This is a genomic window from Pseudomonas sp. PL-6, assembly GCF_054110165.1.
The window spans coordinates 1,667,204-1,683,504 of sequence record NZ_CM134189.1 but is presented as its reverse complement, the minus strand read 5'-3'; the positions used below and the strand labels follow the sequence as shown (position 1 = coordinate 1,683,504).

At 68.6% G+C, this 16,301-nt stretch carries 16 protein-coding genes and 3 tRNA genes; 10 read left to right on the top strand and 9 right to left on the bottom strand.

Annotation, left to right across the window (positions count from 1 at the left end; translation table 11 throughout):
- Positions 1 to 33: 33 nt before the first annotated feature.
- The 5 genes from ACW9UL_RS07780 to ACW9UL_RS07760 form a co-directional block, all read right to left on the bottom strand.
- Positions 34 to 1,143, bottom strand: a complete 1,110-nt coding sequence (locus ACW9UL_RS07780; protein WP_457789933.1) for a cyclic nucleotide-binding domain-containing protein — start codon at positions 1,141 to 1,143, stop codon at positions 34 to 36.
- Between the two features lie 22 nt (positions 1,144 to 1,165).
- Complete coding sequence (locus ACW9UL_RS07775) at positions 1,166 to 2,104, bottom strand: 1-aminocyclopropane-1-carboxylate deaminase/D-cysteine desulfhydrase (protein WP_457790924.1); 939 nt, start codon at positions 2,102 to 2,104, stop codon at positions 1,166 to 1,168.
- 8 nt (positions 2,105 to 2,112) lie between these two features.
- On the bottom strand, positions 2,113 to 3,480 hold the full coding sequence (locus ACW9UL_RS07770; RefSeq protein ID WP_457789931.1) for a chromosome partitioning protein ParA: 1,368 nt from the start codon (positions 3,478 to 3,480) through the stop codon (positions 2,113 to 2,115).
- A 201-nt stretch (positions 3,481 to 3,681) separates the two neighbouring features.
- The gene (locus ACW9UL_RS07765) at positions 3,682 to 4,113 is read right to left on the bottom strand and encodes a nuclear transport factor 2 family protein (RefSeq protein ID WP_457789929.1); all 432 of its coding nucleotides are present in this window, start codon (positions 4,111 to 4,113) and stop codon (positions 3,682 to 3,684) included.
- A 66-nt stretch (positions 4,114 to 4,179) separates the two neighbouring features.
- Positions 4,180 to 6,213 (bottom strand): oxidoreductase, encoded by a 2,034-nt coding sequence (locus ACW9UL_RS07760; RefSeq protein ID WP_457789927.1) that lies wholly within the window; start codon positions 6,211 to 6,213, stop codon positions 4,180 to 4,182.
- 202 nt (positions 6,214 to 6,415) lie between these two features.
- Here ACW9UL_RS07760 and ACW9UL_RS07755 point away from each other — a divergent pair, with 202 nt between their 5' ends.
- From ACW9UL_RS07755 to ACW9UL_RS07710, 10 genes are all read left to right on the top strand, one after another.
- Positions 6,416 to 7,441 (top strand): carbon-nitrogen hydrolase family protein, encoded by a 1,026-nt coding sequence (locus tag ACW9UL_RS07755; RefSeq protein ID WP_457789925.1) that lies wholly within the window; start codon positions 6,416 to 6,418, stop codon positions 7,439 to 7,441.
- Complete coding sequence (locus ACW9UL_RS07750; RefSeq protein WP_457789923.1) at positions 7,438 to 8,475, top strand: AraC family transcriptional regulator; 1,038 nt, start codon at positions 7,438 to 7,440, stop codon at positions 8,473 to 8,475. Before ACW9UL_RS07755 ends, ACW9UL_RS07750 begins: the two co-directional genes overlap by 4 nt.
- A gap of 125 nt (positions 8,476 to 8,600) precedes the next feature.
- A complete protein-coding gene (locus ACW9UL_RS07745) occupies positions 8,601 to 9,794 on the top strand; it encodes a PepSY-associated TM helix domain-containing protein (protein ID WP_457789921.1) in 1,194 nt (397 codons plus the stop codon).
- Positions 9,791 to 10,336, top strand: a complete 546-nt coding sequence (locus tag ACW9UL_RS07740; protein WP_457789919.1) for a PA2404 family protein — start codon at positions 9,791 to 9,793, stop codon at positions 10,334 to 10,336. Before ACW9UL_RS07745 ends, ACW9UL_RS07740 begins: the two co-directional genes overlap by 4 nt.
- Positions 10,333 to 10,653, top strand: coding sequence for a hypothetical protein (locus ACW9UL_RS07735; protein ID WP_457789917.1), 321 nt, complete (start codon positions 10,333 to 10,335; stop codon positions 10,651 to 10,653). The genes ACW9UL_RS07740 and ACW9UL_RS07735 overlap by 4 nt, the downstream gene beginning before the upstream one ends.
- A complete protein-coding gene (locus ACW9UL_RS07730) occupies positions 10,650 to 11,213 on the top strand; it encodes a DUF6162 family protein (protein WP_457789915.1) in 564 nt (187 codons plus the stop codon). The genes ACW9UL_RS07735 and ACW9UL_RS07730 overlap by 4 nt, the downstream gene beginning before the upstream one ends.
- Before the next feature lie 19 nt (positions 11,214 to 11,232).
- Positions 11,233 to 12,156 carry a metal ABC transporter substrate-binding protein gene (locus ACW9UL_RS07725; protein ID WP_457789913.1) on the top strand — a complete coding sequence of 308 codons (924 nt, stop codon included), beginning with the start codon at positions 11,233 to 11,235 and terminating at the stop codon, positions 12,154 to 12,156.
- Complete coding sequence (locus ACW9UL_RS07720; RefSeq protein ID WP_457789911.1) at positions 12,153 to 12,905, top strand: metal ABC transporter ATP-binding protein; 753 nt, start codon at positions 12,153 to 12,155, stop codon at positions 12,903 to 12,905. Before ACW9UL_RS07725 ends, ACW9UL_RS07720 begins: the two co-directional genes overlap by 4 nt.
- The gene (locus ACW9UL_RS07715) at positions 12,902 to 13,801 is read left to right on the top strand and encodes a metal ABC transporter permease (RefSeq protein WP_457789909.1); all 900 of its coding nucleotides are present in this window, start codon (positions 12,902 to 12,904) and stop codon (positions 13,799 to 13,801) included. Before ACW9UL_RS07720 ends, ACW9UL_RS07715 begins: the two co-directional genes overlap by 4 nt.
- Complete coding sequence (locus tag ACW9UL_RS07710; protein WP_457789907.1) at positions 13,798 to 14,685, top strand: metal ABC transporter solute-binding protein, Zn/Mn family; 888 nt, start codon at positions 13,798 to 13,800, stop codon at positions 14,683 to 14,685. Before ACW9UL_RS07715 ends, ACW9UL_RS07710 begins: the two co-directional genes overlap by 4 nt.
- Positions 14,686 to 15,259: 574 nt before the next feature.
- Here the strand turns inward: ACW9UL_RS07710 and ACW9UL_RS07705 are convergent.
- From ACW9UL_RS07705 to ACW9UL_RS07690, 4 genes are all read right to left on the bottom strand, one after another.
- A tRNA-Asp gene (locus ACW9UL_RS07705) sits at positions 15,260 to 15,336 on the bottom strand.
- 112 nt (positions 15,337 to 15,448) lie between these two features.
- A tRNA-Asp gene (locus ACW9UL_RS07700) sits at positions 15,449 to 15,525 on the bottom strand.
- Positions 15,526 to 15,556: 31 nt separating this feature from the next.
- A tRNA-Val gene (locus tag ACW9UL_RS07695) sits at positions 15,557 to 15,632 on the bottom strand.
- 113 nt (positions 15,633 to 15,745) lie between these two features.
- Complete coding sequence (locus ACW9UL_RS07690) at positions 15,746 to 16,219, bottom strand: MarR family winged helix-turn-helix transcriptional regulator (protein ID WP_031303122.1); 474 nt, start codon at positions 16,217 to 16,219, stop codon at positions 15,746 to 15,748.
- Positions 16,220 to 16,301: the final 82 nt, after the last annotated feature.

The following is a 16,301-nucleotide window of genomic DNA, read 5'->3' as shown; positions in this document are numbered from 1 at the left end:
TCGCATGCGCGCCGCAACCGCCCCGCCTTCAGCTCAGCGGCTGCGTTCGATGCGTCCGCCCGAACGCGCCAGGTAGCCGGCGCCGCTCTCGCACAGCAGGGCGTCGCGCTGCACCGCCGGCAGGCCATCGAGGCCGTTGCGCAGGGCGTAGACGCTGTAACCCAGCTGCGCCAGAAGGAACACCGCGCTGGCGCTGCGCTTGCCGCTGTCGCAGTAGCACAGGTAGGTGCGCGCCTTGTCCAGCAGACGCGCCTTCAGGCGCAACAGCTGCAGCGGCATGTGCAGGGCCTGCGGCGCATGCGCCTGCTGGTATTCCTCGAGCAGGCGCACGTCCAGCCACTGCGCGCCCTGAGCCAGCAGGCGCGCCGCTTCGCCGAGGGACACCTCGGCCACCACCGGCGCCTTGAGCAGGGCGAAGAACTCCTGGCGATCCAGGCGCAGCACGCTGCCGTCCTCGATCATGGTCACCGTGGCGTTGCGCGGCCGGTCGGCCAGCAGCGCCTCCTCGCCGAAACAGGCGCCCACCTCCAATTCGGCCAGTACCTGACTATCACCGCCGGCGCCGCGGATCACTTCGGCGCGGCCGCTTTCGAGGAAAAAGCAGCAATCACCCGCCGCGCCCTCCTCCAGCACCCGGCTGCCGGCCGGGAGCTGGATGCGCTGCAGGCGGCCGAGCATGTTCTGCACGTTGGCCGGCGGCACCTTGGCGAACAGCGGGTTGTCCAGCAGGCGCTCCAGCCACTCGACGTCCGCGCCGCTCTGCTGCAGCGCCAGCAGCAGGTCCTGGTAGGCCAGGCGCCAGGTCAGCAGACGATCCAGGGTGGCGCTGTCGATGGCCAGCACGCTGACGTCGCTCAGCGCACGCGCCTCGTGCAGCCGCGGCAGGCTGGGCGACAAGGGATGGCAGCTGGCCTCGCTGCCGGCCCGCAGACGCTGCACCTGGCCGTCGGCGCCCTGCAACTGCAGCTCGCCCGCCAGCAGGTAGTAGGTCAGGCGCGCCTGATCGCCCTGGCGGAACAGCAGTTGGCCGGCCAACAGGGGCTGCGGCACCAACTGGCTGCGCAACTCGCGCCACTGCTGGTCGGACAGCACGTTGAGCGGGGTCAGGCTGCGCAGCTGTTCGGGGTGGAGAGGTTCGCTCATGGGGGATTCCAGGCTCCGCTGGTCAGACCTCAGTGTAGTCGGCGGCGGCGCCCATCAGTGCGCGCCGCCCCTGCAGACCGCCGGTATGGACGAAGATCAGGCGACTGCCGCGGGCAAGGTAACCGCCCTCGACATACTGGCGCAACGCCATTAACGCCTTGCCGGTGTAGACCGGCTCCAGCAGCAGGCCGCTGGCCCGCTCGCTGCGCAGGATAAACTCGTGCAACTCGTCGTCGATGCGGGCGAAGCCGCCGCGCGCCGCCTCGATCAGCCGATAGCCCCGATCAGGGCGACCGGCCTGGCGCAGCAGCGCGCTCACCTGCGCGGCCACGCCATGGCTGCCCGGCACCGCCAGGGCGCCGTACACCGGGCAGCGCCCCGCCTCGCCCAGCACCAGGCCGGCCAGGGTGGTGCCGGTGCCGACGGCCAGCCACCAGCCGTCGCAGTCGTCCCAGCCGAGACCGTCCAGCTGCGCCCGCGCCATCTGCACCAGGCCGCTGCAGCCCTCGGCCGCGAGCAGGCCCAGGCCACCCTCGTCGACCGGATGAAAGCGCGGGTAGCGCTGCAGCCAGGGCTGCCAGAAATCCGCCTGATGCCGCGCCCGGTAGCCGCCGTAGCCCAGCCAGTGCAGTTGCATGCCGCAGGCCTGCAGATCAACGACGGTCGGCGTCTGCTGCGGCTCGCCGCGCAGCAGGCCGACGGTGGCAAAGCCGAAACGCTTGCCGGCCGCGGCCAGCGCATGCAGGTGATTGGAATGGGCGCCGCCCAGGCTGATCACTCCGGCTGCGCCGCCGGCAGCGGCGGCCTGCAGGTGCGGAGCGAGCTTGAACCACTTGTTGCCGGACACCAGCGGGTCGATCAGCTCCAGGCGCAGGCAGGCCAGCTCGATGCCGGCCGCGTCCAGCCAGTCCAGATGCACGGGTTGCAGCGCCGCCTGCGGGCGCCAGTCGGGGAATTGCAGGGCCAAGATCAGCCGACGGTACGCAGGCGACTACCCGCCTTGTGCCGCGCGCAGCAGTTGGAGTCGCCGGCGTTGAAGCGACTGGGCGAGTCGATCCGGTCGATGGGAATGGCGCAGCGTTCGCCGCTGGGCAGGCTGGCATCGCAGGTCGGCTGCTGATAATGCGCCAGCCACTGGCGGTACTGCGGCTCGGAGACGAAGCATTTGGCCGCGGCATAGGCCATGGGGTTGTCCTGGTAGCGGGCGATGTCCTGCAGCGGGATGGTCAGGTGGCCGGCGCCCGGGTGGTAGACCACGAATACCACGCCGAGCTTGGCCAGGCGCTCGAGCACCTGGTCGCCGCCCTGGCTGGCGAATTCGTCGCGCTCGCGCTTGAGCCGGGCGTTCTCCCGCTGCAGCTGGGCATCCTGCTCGTTGCGGTAGGCCAGCTCGACGTCGCGGATGGCGATCTGTTCCTTGTACTCCACCACCGCTGCGGCGACCTTGGCCTGCAGCTCGCCGTCGAACTGAGCACGGAGGATGTCGCCTTCGGTACGGCCGTGGCGCTCGAGGGCGCGCAGCTGCTGGGTCATTTCCTCGCGGCTGCTCTGGAAGCTCTCGGCCTGGGCGGCCAGCTGCGCCTTGAGACTGGCGTTGAGTTCCTCCTGCTGGCGCAGCGCCTGGTGCAGGCCGTGGATCTGCGCCTGCAGGTGCTTGCTCTGCTCCTCGCTGGCCAGCTTGGCCTTGGCCAGCTCCTCCTCGTGCTGCTGGCTCAGGCTGCTGATGCGCAGGCGCTGCTGCTTGATCAACTGGGCGGTCTTCAGGCGGTGCTCCTGATCCATCTTGCGCGCCAGCTGGTCGGCCACTTCCTTGGCCGGATCGGGGGCGTACCACTTGTCCTCGGAGGCCATCTGCAGGCGCTCGGCGACCACCGCCTGGGCATTCTCGTCCTCCACCAGCAGCCCGAGCTTATTGCCCTTGACCGCATCGCGCAGCAGCACCAGGTCGTTCTGCCCCGGCGCCAGGCTGGGGTCCCACAGGTGCATCTGGTGCCAGGACACCGGGCACTGGCTGCGGCAGGCCAGGCGGATGGGGCCAGCGCCCAGGTCGGGGCCACGCCCGGCGCGCTCGGCCAGGTGCTGCAGGGGAATGTTCCAGCCCTTGTCGGGGCTGCCGTCCGCGTTGAAGTCCAGGTAGAAGAACACCGCCGCCTTGACCAGCAGGCGCGGGTTGATGGTGACGAAGGCCACGCGCATCTGCTGGTCGGCGAATTCGGGCATGTTGACCACGCCGTCGAGCAGGGCCTCAAACTCGGGGAACAGCATCTGTTTGCAGATACCGCGTTCACTGAAGAACATCACGGCTTCCACCATCTGCGGCTTGTTCTGCATGCTCATCGGGTTCCCTCTGGACCAACGCGGGTGGCATCTGCGCGCACGGAGGACTGCCGACAAGGCCTTGTCAGGCCTGAGCGGCGGGGCCCTCCGTTGTTCAGCCAAGTCTAGGGGAAAAACCCGCCGCAGCAATGTGACGGGCTTGGCACTCGACCAGCCGCCCAGCAGAGTGCGACGAGCCGCAAAACAAAACTGTGATGGATTTCAGTGCTTGGCCGCGGCGAGAAAAGGCGCCAGGCGTTGCGCCATCTCCGCGCCCAGCGCCTGCAGGCCGCTCATCGGGCGGATCATCACCTCGAACTCGACGATCTTGCCGGTCTCGTCGAAACGGATCATGTCGATGCCTTTAAGGTCCCGGCCAGCGACCCTGGCGCTGAACTCCAGCACCACGCTGAGGCCGTCGGCCGTGGCCAGCTCGCGGTGGTAGGCGAAGTCCTCGAACACCTTGAGCACGGTATTGAGGATCAGGTTGACCGCCTGCGCGCCCGGGTAGGGGGTGTGCGCCATGGGCGAGCGAAACACCGCCTGCGGGTGCAGCAACTCCGGCAGCGGCCCCAGGTCCTTGGCGGCGATAAGCTGGTGCCAGCGTTGCAGGCTGGCCGCGGCGGCGGGCTGCAATTGGGCTTCGAGGGACATCGGGCTTCTCCTTGTTATTGTCGGCCACAAACAAAATGCCCCGCACAAGGCGGGGCGTCTTCTTGCTTAGAGCTCGGCGGCCAGGCGCGAGCCCTGGTTGATCGCGCGCTTGGCGTCCAGTTCGGCCGCCACGTCGGCGCCGCCAATCAGGTGCACGCGCTGGCCGGCGTCTTCCAGGCCCTGCTGCAGCTCGCGCAGCGGATCCTGGCCGGCGCAGACGATCACCGTATCGACCGGCAGCAGCTGCGGCTCGCCGCCAGCGATGCGGATATGCAGGCCGGCGTCGTCGACCTTGAGGTACTCGACCGAGTTGAGCATCTGCACGTTCTTGTTCTTCAGCCCGGTGCGGTGGATCCAGCCGGTGGTCTTGCCCAGGCCGTCGCCGACCTTGGACTTCTTGCGCTGCAACAGGAACACCTGGCGCGCCGCCGGGTGCGGCTGAGCCGCGATACCGGCGACACCGCCGCGCGCCTCCAGTTGGCCGTCGATGCCCCACTCCTTCCAGAACGCCTCGCGGTCCAGGCTGGTGGCCTGGCCCTGGTGGGTGATGTATTCGGAAACGTCGAAACCGATGCCGCCGGCGCCGATCACCGCGACCTGCTGGCCGACCGGCTTGCGTTCGAGGATGGCGTCCAGGTAGCTGATCACCTTGGCGTGTTCGATACCGGGAATCTCCGGGGTGCGCGGGGCGATGCCGGTGGCCAGGACGATCTCGTCGAAACCGCCGCTCGCCAGCTCGTCGACGCCGACGCGGGTATTGAGGCGCAGATCGACGCCGGTGGTTTCCAGCTTGCGCTTGAAGTAGCGCAGGGTCTCGAAGAACTCCTCCTTGCCCGGCACGCGCTTGGCCACGTTGAACTGGCCGCCGATCTCGCTGGCGGCATCGAATAGGGTCACGCTGTGGCCGCGCTCGGCCGCGACGGTCGCCGCCGCCAGTCCGGCCGGGCCGGCGCCGACCACGGCGATCTTCTTCACCTGCTGAGTGGGGATATAGTTCAGCTCGGTCTCATGGCAGGCGCGCGGGTTGACCAGGCAGCTGGTCAGCTTGCCGCCGAAGGTGTGGTCCAGGCAGGCCTGGTTGCAGCCGATGCAGGTGTTGATCTCGTCCGCGCGGCCTTCGGCGGCCTTGTTGACGAAGTCCGGGTCGGCGAGGAAGGGACGGGCCATCGACACCATATCGGCATCGCCCTCGGCCAGCACCTGCTCGGCGACTTCCGGGGTGTTGATGCGGTTGGTGGTGATCAGCGGAATCGACACCTCACCCTTGAGCTTGGCGGTGACCTTGGTAAAGGCCGCACGCGGCACCTTGGTGGCGATGGTCGGGATGCGCGCCTCGTGCCAGCCGATGCCGGTGTTGATCAGGGTGGCGCCGGCGGCCTCGATGGCCTTGGCCAGCAGCACGATCTCGTCCCAGGTGCTGCCGCCCTCGACCAGGTCGAGCATCGACAGGCGATAGATGATGATGAAGTTCGGCCCGACCGCCTCACGCACGCGACGGACGATCTCCACCGGCAGGCGCATGCGGTTCTCGTAGCTGCCGCCCCAGCGGTCGGTGCGCTGGTTGGTGTGGGCGACCAGGAACTGGTTGATGAAGTAGCCTTCCGACCCCATGATCTCGACGCCATCGTAGCCGGCCTGCTGGGCCAGGGCGGCGCAGTTGACGAAGTCCTGGATCTGCTTCTCGATACCCTCCTCGTCCAGCTCGCGCGGCTTGAACGGGTTGATCGGCGCCTGGATGGCGCTCGGCGCGACGGATTTGGGGCTGTAGGCGTAGCGCCCGGCATGCAGGATCTGCATGCAGATCTTGCCGCCGGCCTCGTGCACCGCCTGGGTGACGACCTTGTGCTTCTCCGCTTCCTCGACCGTGCTCAGCTTGGCCGCGCCGGCGTACACACCACCCTCCTCGTTCGGACCGATGCCGCCGGTGACCATCAGGCCGACGCCGCCGCGGGCGCGCTCGGCGAAATAGGCCGCCATGCGCTCGAAGCCGCCCGGCTTCTCTTCCAGGCCGGTGTGCATGGAGCCCATCAGGGTGCGGTTGCTCAGCGTGGTGAAGCCGAGGTCGAGCGGGGCCAGCAGGTGCGGGTAACGAGCAGTCATGGAATTCTCCACATCGCGGTGCAGTTCACGGATTGCCGCGGTCTCATGGTCACGCGGTCGGTTATGGGGCCAGACGATAAAGAGCCCGCCAGCCCGGCTCAATGATCGAAACTGACAAGATAATGATCGAAATGAGCAAGCTGACTTGGCAGGCCCGCCCAATCGACCTAACCTGCAGCGCAACTCCAACGAAAGCCCCGCCATGCGTTTACTGATCCTCAGCGTCCTGTCCCTCGCCCTGCTCGCCGGCCTCGGCAGCTACGCCCACTGGTGCGAGCAGCGCCCCAGCGGCCACTACCTGTCCGACCTGCGCAGCCGACTCGCCCTCGACCGCGGCCAACCCGGCCCGCGCGGCAACCTGCTGGGCATCCAGCCCGAGCTGTTCGCCGCCGACTACCAGAGCCTCGGCCGCCTGCGCCTGAAACTGGCCGCCTACCTCGACCAGGCCCGCGACCTGGGCCTGCTCAGCGAACGCACCGTAGTCGTGCTGCCGGCACATATCGGCACCTGGTTGCTGGCGGTGGGCGAGAAGGACGAGCTGTACCGCGCCGCGGATCGGCGCCAGGCCCTGCGCTGGCTGGCGGCGAGCAACCCGCTGGCCTTCCTGCGCGCCCTGCTGGCCGCCGAGGGCGACGCGCGTCTGGACGACGCCCTGCTGCGCACCAAGGCCAGGGCCATGGCCCAGGACTACCAGCAGCTGTTCGGCGGCCTAGCCCGCGACTACGGCATCACCCTGGTGGCCGGCTCCATCGTCCTGCCCGAGCCGCGCGTCGAGCTGGGCCGCCTCGAGGTGGGCCGCGGGCCGCTGTACAACGTCAGCCTGGTGTTCGACCGCGCCGGCAATCCGCTGGGCCAGCCGCAGCGCCAGGCCGTTGCCGCAGGCGCCGTGAGCGCCGCCCCGAGCGCGGCGCTGCAGGTGCTCGACACACCGGCCGGACGCCTCGGCGTGCTGCTCGGCGACGACGCCCGGCAGGCTGCCAGTCGCGCCGCCCTGGTCGGCCAGCAGGTCGAGCTGCTGGCCATGCCCGGCGACCTGGAAGGCGCCGGCCACAACGCCGAGCTGGCCCGGCACCTGCACGCCGACGGCGTACGCGCCGGCCTCCGGGTGCACCTTCGCGGCCGCCTGTGGGAGCGCAGCGGCCAGGCCGCGGGGCTGGCGTTCGACGCCGGTCAGGTGCAACAGGGCGCCGAGGACCGCGGCGCGCAACTGCTCAACCTGTGGCTATGAAAGCCTCGCGCGTTCGCCTCGGCGACCTCTCGGTCGGCTTCACCCAGGCGCTGGCCGCGGCCCTGCGCGAACGCGGGCACGACCCGCAGCCGCTGCTCGAGCAGTTCGGCCTGGACGCCGCGCGCCTGAGCGAGCCGCGCGCACGCCTGTCGATCCCGCGTTTCATGCGCCTGGGTCACAGCGCCATCGCACTGTGCGGCGACCCGGCACTGGGCCTGGACATGGGCCGCCTGAGCCGCCTCGGCCAGGTCGGCCTGGCCGGTATCTGCGCCGCCCAGGCACCCAGCCTGGGCGCGGCGGCACGCGTGCTGACCGACTTCGAGGCGCTGTATGCGGCCAACTACCGCGGCAGTTCGGGCTTGGTCGAGGACGGCCGCGGCGCCTGGCTGCACTTCTATTCCATCAGCCCGTACAACGCCTACAACCGCTTCGTGGTCGACTCGGTGCTGGCCGGCTGGCAGAGCAACCTGAGCCAGGTGATCGGTCGCCCGGTGGCCCTGGAGAAAGTCGAGATCGAGTTCCCTGCGCCGGTCTATGCCGAGCGCTACGAGGCACTGTTCGGCTGCCCAGTGGAGTTCGCCGCCGGCGCCAACCGCCTGCGCCTGAGCGCCGCCAGCCTGGCCCAGGGCAACCCGGAGCACTGCCCCGGCACCTGGCAGCAGTTGCTGGAACTGTGCGAGCGCGAACGCGAACAACTGACCCGCACCCGCAGCCTGCGCGAACGGGTGATCCAGTTGCTCGGCCCGCTGCTGCACGGCCGCGAGCCGGACCTGGAAGAGCTGGCAAGACGCCTGCAACTGCCGAGCTGGACGCTGCGGCGCAAGCTGGCCGAGGAAGGCACGCAGTTTCGCGCCATTCTCAACGACACCCGCCGCGATCTGGCCATGGCCTATATCCGCGACACCGAGCTGGCCTTCGGCGAGATCGCCTACCTGCTCGGCTTCGCCTCCGCCGAAGCCTTCCAGCGCGCCTTCAAGCGCTGGCTCGGGCAAACGCCCGGCGACTACCGGCGCGCGCAACGCCGAGCGGGCTGATCGCGCACGGCGACCTTGATCGCCAATCGTTTGCAACTTAGAATCCTTTTCATCCGCGTTTGCGGTCGCTTCTTACTCCATTCATTCCGCGCCGGCCCGCCGCGCGCGCCAACGACCCCGCGACCATGTCCAAGAAATCCCGCTCCAGACTCTGGTTTCTCGTCCATAGCTGGCTGGCCCTGCCGGTCTGGTTCTTCCTGCTGATCATCTGCGTCACCGGCACCCTGGCCACGGTCAGCCAGGAGATCGTCTGGCTGGCCAACCCGGACGTGCGCGCCAGCAAGCCGTCGGACGACGCCGAGCGGCTCAGCTACGGCCAGGTGCTGGCGGCGATCCAGCGCGCCGAGCCGGGACTGGTGGTGCAGAGCATCGAGCGCCCGGACGAGGATCACTTCGCCCTCACCGCCCGGGTCAGCTACCCGGACGGCAGCTCGCCGATGATCTACGTCAACCCCTACACCGGGGTGATCCAGGGCATCAGCCCGCAGTTCGACTTCCGCCAGTTCACCCGTGCCCTGCACGGCTGGTGGCTGGTGCCCTTCACCAACGGCTTCAGCTGGGGCTGGTACCTGGTGTCGCTGACCGGCATTCCGATGCTGCTGTCGCTGATCACCGGGCTGGTGGTCTACAAGAAATTCTGGAAAGGCTTCTTCCGTCCGCGCCTGCGCGTGGGCCAGGGCGCGCGGATCTTCTGGGGCGATTTCCATCGCCTGTCCGGCATCTGGTCGATCTGGTTCATCGCGGTGATTTCCATCACCGGCATCTGGTTCCTGATCCGCGCGTTGCTGTTCGACTTCCACATCTCCATCTCCACCGAGGGCGTGCCGCCGGTGGTGAGCCGCGAGGAAGTGCCGCTGGCGGCCAGTGCAGCGGACGTGCCGCGCATCGACCTGGACAAGGCAGTGAGCATCGCCCAGGGCGCCGTGCCCAGCCTGGAGGCCAGCTCGATCGACCTGCCCATCTATGCCTATGGCCACATCACCGTCTCGGGTCGCGGCTGGTATCCGCTGATGTTCCAGTCGGTGACGGTCAACCCCTACAACGGCGAGATCGACGCCAAGCGCCTGCTCGACGACCGCTCCGCGCTGGAGTTCGTCACCGAGTCCATGCGCCCGCTGCACGTCGGCGACTTCGGCGGCCTGTGGGTCAAGCTGATCTGGTGCTTCTTCGGCCTGCTGCTGAGCATGATGGTGCTCAGCGGCCTGCTGATCTGGAGCAAACGCACGGTGCAGGCCACTGCCGCAGTGGTCAGACGCACCCCGCGGCCGACCCGGGCGGCGCCCATCGCCATCGCCGAAGTCTCGGAGGGTCGTCCATGAGCAAAGCCGCAACCGCCGCCCCGGCGCCTTCTGCCCTGAGCCGCTGGTGGTACCGGTGGCGCTTCCACCTGAATGCGCTGCTGATCCTGATTCCGCTGGGCTTCATGCCCAAGTATTTCCACGACGTGGCGCTGTTTCGCGGCGACAGCGGCCTGGGCGAGCGCGAGATCGGCGAAGTCCAGGTCGGCCCCTGGAGCCTGCGCCTGGCCGAGTTCCGCAATCTGCCGCCGCAGCTGGAAGGCCCGGCCGGCTACATGAAGGCGTTCAACGCCGCGCTGTGCCAGGGCTGCGGCGAGCAGGTCAAGGCCACCTACCTGCGCATCGGCAAGCCGCGCAGCCTGCGCGCCGCCGGCGGGCTGTTCTTTGGCAGCCCCTACCGCATGGGCGCCAGCATTCCCGTACCGCCACGCACCAAGCCCGACGCCGAGCTGTGGATCACCGCCGAAGGCTGGGACGGCACGGTGCACCAGGCATCCATTCCCTTGGCCGAGGCGTCGCCGGCGACCCTCGCCTGGCTCAAGCAACAAGGAGGCAAACCATGACCCCCACCCTGCGTATCGGCCTGTTCGTCCTCGGCGTCGGGCTCGCGCCCCTGGCCCTGGCGCACAACCCGATCTGCCAGTGCGAGGCCGGCGACGGCGAGAAAATCGTCTGCACCGGCGGCTTCTCCGACGGCAGCGGCGCCCCGGGCGTGACCCTCGACGTGATCAGCTACGAGGAGGAGGTGCTGGTGCCCGGCAAGCTCGGCGAGGATTCCCGGCTCAGCTTCAAGCGCCCGGACGGCGAGTTCTACGTGCTGTTCGACGCCGGCCCCGGCCACGTGGTGGAGATCGACCACACGGAAATCGCCGCGCCATGACCACCCAGGTGGTACGCCCGGCCGGCGCCGGCCACGAGAGCTTGCAGGTGCTGCTGCTCAGCCTGGCGATCCTCGCCCTCGCTGCGCTGGTCATCGTCTGGCGCAGCGAGCCGGTGCCGCAGCAGGAGGTCGCAGGCCACCAGCTCGACGCCCGCCGCGACCTCAATGCCGCCGAGCAGGGCATCCACACCGACCTCGCCGTGGCGTACGACGAAATCCTCCTGCTGCAAGGCGAGCTGCAGGCCCTGCCCAGCCCGCAGGCCCTGGCCGACGAGGGCCTGCCGCCCTTCGTCGCCGACGCCAGCGCGAGCAAGCGCGGCGGCCATCGCTGGCAACTGCTGCAGCGCGGCGAGCGCAGCGCCTACCTGGGCCTGAGCGGCGACGTCGCGGTGGCCGGCACCTTCCTCCTGCTGCCCGGCGGCGACACGCCAACCATCTGGCTCAAGCGCAGCGCCGCCACGCCGCCGACCGCGCTGCACGACGACGCCCTGAGCGCCGCCGGCTGGCAGCAGGTGGTGACCCACTACGATGCCGGCGTCACCCGCCAGCATCGCCACTGACCCTTTGGAAGACCCGCAGATGACCCTCTCCGCCCCCCTGCGCCGCCTGCTCGGCGGCCTGCTGCTCGGCGCCGCGCTGCTGCCGGCCCTGGCCCAGGCCGCCGACGGCCAGCGCCTGCGCATCGGCATCACCCTGCACCCTTATTACAGCTACGTCAGCAACATAGTCGGCGACCGCGCCGAGGTGGTGCCGCTGATTCCCGCCGGCTTCAACCCGCACGCCTACGAGCCGCGTGCCGAGGACATCAAGCGCATCGGCGGCCTCGACGTGGTGGTGCTCAACGGCGTCGGCCACGACGACTTCGCCGACCGCATGATCGCCGTCAGCGAGAAGCCGCAGGTGCCGGTGATCGAGGCCAACGCCCGCGTGCCGCTGCTGGCCGCCACCGGCCAGGCCGCGCGCGGCGCCGGCAAGGTGGTCAACCCGCACACCTTCCTCTCCATCAGCGCCTCGATCGCGCAGATCAACAACATCGCCCGCGAGCTGGGCAAGCTCGACCCGGACAACGCCAGGCACTACAGCCAGAACGCCCGCGCCTACGGCAAGCGCCTGCGCGGCCTGCGCGCGACGGCGCTGAGCCAGCTCAGCGCCGCCTCGGGTAACGAGCTGCGGGTGGCCACCATCCACGGCGCCTACGACTACCTGCTGCGCGAGTTCGGCCTGGAGGTCACCGCGGTGGTCGAACCGGCCCACGGCATCGAACCCAGCCCCAGCCAGCTGAAGAAGACCATCGACCAGCTCAAGGACCTCGACGTGCAGGTGATCTTCTCGGAGATGGACTTCCCCTCCAGCTACGTCGACACCATCCAGCGCGAATCCGGGGTCAAGCTCTACGCCCTGACCCATATCTCCTACGGCGACTACAGCCCGCAGAAGTACGAGGAAGAGATGCGCCACAACCTCGACACCGTGGTGCGGGCGATTCGGGACTCCGGCGCATGAGTGCGCTGGAGAACGCGCTGCCGCGCCCGAGCGGCCCGGCCATCGAGTTCGACGCAGTGCAGCTGGCGCTCGGCCGCACGCGCATCCTCGACAACGTCAGCTTCCAGGTGCGCGCCGGCAGCGTGCACGCCCTGGTCGGCCCCAACGGCGGCGGCAAGAGCTCGCTGATCAAGACCCTGCTCGGACAGATGCCGCACCAGGGCGAGCTGCGCCTGCACTGGCCGGCCAGCCCCGGCACCATCGGCTACGTGCCGCAGGCGCTGGAGTTCGACCGCGGCCTGCCGATGACGGTGGACGACTTCATGGCCGCCATGTGCCAGCGCCGCCCGGCCTTCCTCGGCCTGTCGCGGCGCCACGCCCCGACCATCGAACAGGCGCTGGCGCGGGTCGGCATGCTCGACAAGCGCAAGCGGCGCATGGGCGCGCTGTCCGGCGGCGAGCGCCAGCGCGTGCTGCTGGCCCAGGGCCTGGTGCCCGAGGCGCAGCTGCTGGTGCTGGACGAGCCGATGTCGGCACTGGACGAGCCCGGCGTGCAGGTGTTCGAACAGTTGTTGCGCGACTGGCGCCAGGCCGGCACCACGGTGCTGTGGATCGAGCACGACCTGCAGGCCGTCGGCCGCCTCGCCGACCGCGTCACCGGGCTCAACCGCCGCGTGCTGTTCGACGATGCGCCGCAGCAGGTGCTGACTCCGGAACGGCTGCTCGAACTGTTCTCCAGCCATCCGCGCCAGCAAGAGGCCTCGTCATGAGTTTCGAAGGCATCCGCCTGGCGATCCAGGCCTGGGCCAGCGCCGGCTACCTGCCCGAAGCCCTGGCCTACGGCTTCGTGGTCAACGCCCTGCTCGCCGGCCTGCTGATCGGTCCGGTGCTCGGCGGCCTCGGCACCCTGGTGGTGGTCAAGCGCTTCGCCTTCTTCTCCGAGGCGGTCGGCCACGCAGCACTGACCGGGGTGGCCATCGGCATCCTGCTCGGCGAACCCTACACCGGCCCCTACGGCAGCCTGTTCGGCTACTGCCTGCTGTTCGGCATCCTGCTCAACTACCTGCGCAACCGCACCGGCCTGGCGCCGGACACCCTGATCGGCGTGTTCCTCTCGGTGTCGCTGGCAATCGGCGCCAGCCTGCTGCTGGTGCTCGCCGGCAAGATCAACATCCATATCCTGGAGAACGTGCTGTTCGGCTCGGTGCTGACGGTCAACGCCCAGGACCTCGCCGTGCTGGCGCTGGTCTCGCTGCTGGTACTGGGCCTGGCGCTGCCGTTGTACAACCGCATCATGCTGGCCAGCTTCAACCCGCAACTGGCCAGCGTGCGCGGCGTCGCGGTGAAGCCGCTGGACTACCTGTTCGTGATGCTGGTGTCGCTGGTCACTGTGGCTGCGGTCAAGGTCATCGGCGCCATCCTGGTCGGCGCCCTGCTGGTGATCCCAGCGGCCGCCGCACGCCTGCTGAGCCAATCGCTGAAGGGCTTCTTCTGGCTGTCGGTACTGATCGCCACCTGCAGCACTCTGGCCGGCATCTTCCTGCCGATCGCCCTGGAACTGCCGGTCCCCTCCGGCGCCGCGATCATCATGGTCGCCGGCCTCGCCTTCGCCCTCGCCGCCATCGCCCGCGGCATCCTGCCTAGCCTGAAAGGGAACCTGGGATGAACCTGCAACGCCTGAGCCTCGCCCTCGCCGCCTGCGCCCTGCTCGCCGGCCCGCTACACGCCGAACAGCAACCCGTGCGCATTCTCGCCAGCCTGCCGATCACCTACGGCCTCGGCGCCAGCCTGCTCGACGGCAGCGCCGTGCAACTGCAACGCGCCGCGCCGGCCAACTTGCCGGCCAGCCGCCAACCCTCGTACTTCGCCGGCCGCGGCGCGGGCGCGCTGGACAAGGCCGCGCGCGACGCCGACGCGGTAATCGCCCTGCGCTCGCTGTGGCCGGACGACCCGCTCTACCCGCTGGCGCGGCGCAGCAATATCCGCATCGTCGAAGTCGACGGCGCGCGCCCGGTGGACGGCGCCCTGCCCGGCGTCGCCCTGCGCAGCGACGGCGGCGACGCCCTGGCCAGCCAGCCCTGGCTCAACATCAACAACCTGGGGCGCATGGCCGATGTGATCGCCGCCGACCTGGGCCGCCTGGCGCCAGAGGCCAAACCGCAGATCGAAGCCAACCTGGCGACGCTCAAGCAGCGCCTGCTCAAGCTCAGCGCCGCCAGCGAAAGCCGCCTGGCCGAACTGGACAACCTCAACGTGGCCAGCCTGTCGGATCACTTCGATTACCTGATCGGCGGCCTCAACCTCGACCGCATCGAGCTGAACGTGGCGCAAGACGCCGAATGGACGGCCGAGACCCTGGCGCAACTGAGCGCCGAGCTGCGGGACAACGAGGTCGCCGCCATGCTTGTCCAGCGTCAGCCGACAGCCGATCTGGCCAAGGCGATCAGCGACGGCGGCAGCCGCCTGGTGGTGATCGAAGACAACCAGGACGCGCCCATCGCCGGACTGGAAACGGCCATCGGCCAGGTGCTGGACGCTCTTTCACGCTGAGCGCGGGTAGCCCGGATGAAAGCCGGGCTACGAGAGCGAGCGGCAGCCGCCTGGCCGGCGCCCCATTGCGGGGCGCCATGACCCGTTAGAGCTCGGTGGCGTCCTCGACGCCATCCACCGCATCCTGCTCCAGGGCGCTCAGTTCCAGCAGTTCTTCCTGATAATCGTCCATCGCTCGCTCCTCCCGCATGACCCGTTCAACGATAAACAAGAAACATGCCCATCAGGCTAGAACGGCGGGATGAAGACAAGATGACGAAAAGCCGCGGGCAGGAAAAATTGCCGGGCGCCATGGCTGGCGGGAAGAAAGCCTACCCCCCACAGGTAGCGTGGGAGGGGCTTTAGGGAAATTCTGAAAAAGCCACTTATCGTCACTCCCGCGAAGGCGGGAGCCCAGGGACTACGCAGGCTCTGGATTCCCGCCTGCGCGGGAATGACGGCTATTTCAGAGCTTCCTTAGCCGCGACCGACAGCCACGCAAAGCTTGCCGCTTGAGCGCCGCCACAGAGAAGCGGCGCCCAGACGATGGGCAACAAAAAACCCGCTGATCTTGCGATCAGCGGGTTTCCGTATATGGCGCAGCGGACGGGACTCGAACCCGCGACCCCCGGCGTGACAGGCCGGTATTCTAACCGACTGAACTACCGCTGCGTGTCGGCTGGACTTGCGTCCAAGGAACTCTGTTTCAATAAGCAGTGTTGCATCTGATGGCACCTCTTAAGGTTTGCCATCTCGGCCCGAGCATGCTCGAACCGGAGAAAAATGGCGCAGCGGACGGGACTCGAACCCGCGACCCCCGGCGTGACAGGCCGGTATTCTAACCGACTGAACTACCGCTGCGCGTCGGCCGGACTTGCGTCCGAATTCGCTATGGTGGGTGGTGACGGGATCGAACCGCCGACCCTCTGCTTGTAAGGCAGATGCTCTCCCGGCTGAGCTAACCACCCATGTGCCTTAGCGAGGCGCGCACTTTATGCAGGCGACGACGCTAAGTCAACACCCTGCTTGAATTTTTTCTGGAAAAAGCGGTTTTCCAGCGGCGCCCCGAGGCGGCGCCGCCTCAATCCATTTCCCCGCACAGCTCGGCGGCGCGCAGCAGCGCGGCAGTCAGGCTGTGGCGCTCCCAGTCGGCCAGGGCGGCGAAGCGCCGGTTGAACTCCGGCGGCAGCAGCGACGGCGCCTGCTGGATCAGCTCGCGGCCGGCGTCGCTGATCAGCAGCCACTGGCGGCGGCGATCCTGGTCGTCGCGCTGACGCTGCAGCAGGCCACGTTCCTCCAGGCGGTCGAGCATGCCGGACAGGGTCGCCGCGGTCAGGCTGACCCGCCCGCTGAGGGCGCTGGCGGTCAGGCGCGTCTCGCTCGCCAGCACCTGCAGGATCAGCAGCTGCATGGGCGTCAGCCCGCCGAAACGGGCCAGGCGCTTGGCGTGCACCTCGCCCGCCTGCTGCAGCCGTCGCAAGGCCTGGAACAGGGGCATTTCGAAGGCCAGCACGGATGACAAATCTATTTCAGTAGGAACTTTTTTATCGCTCATACATACCTATATATCGCACCATAAACTTTGACATAAAAGCATTTTTTTGTTTTGGTGTAAAAGGCTCGGCCACCACCGAGCC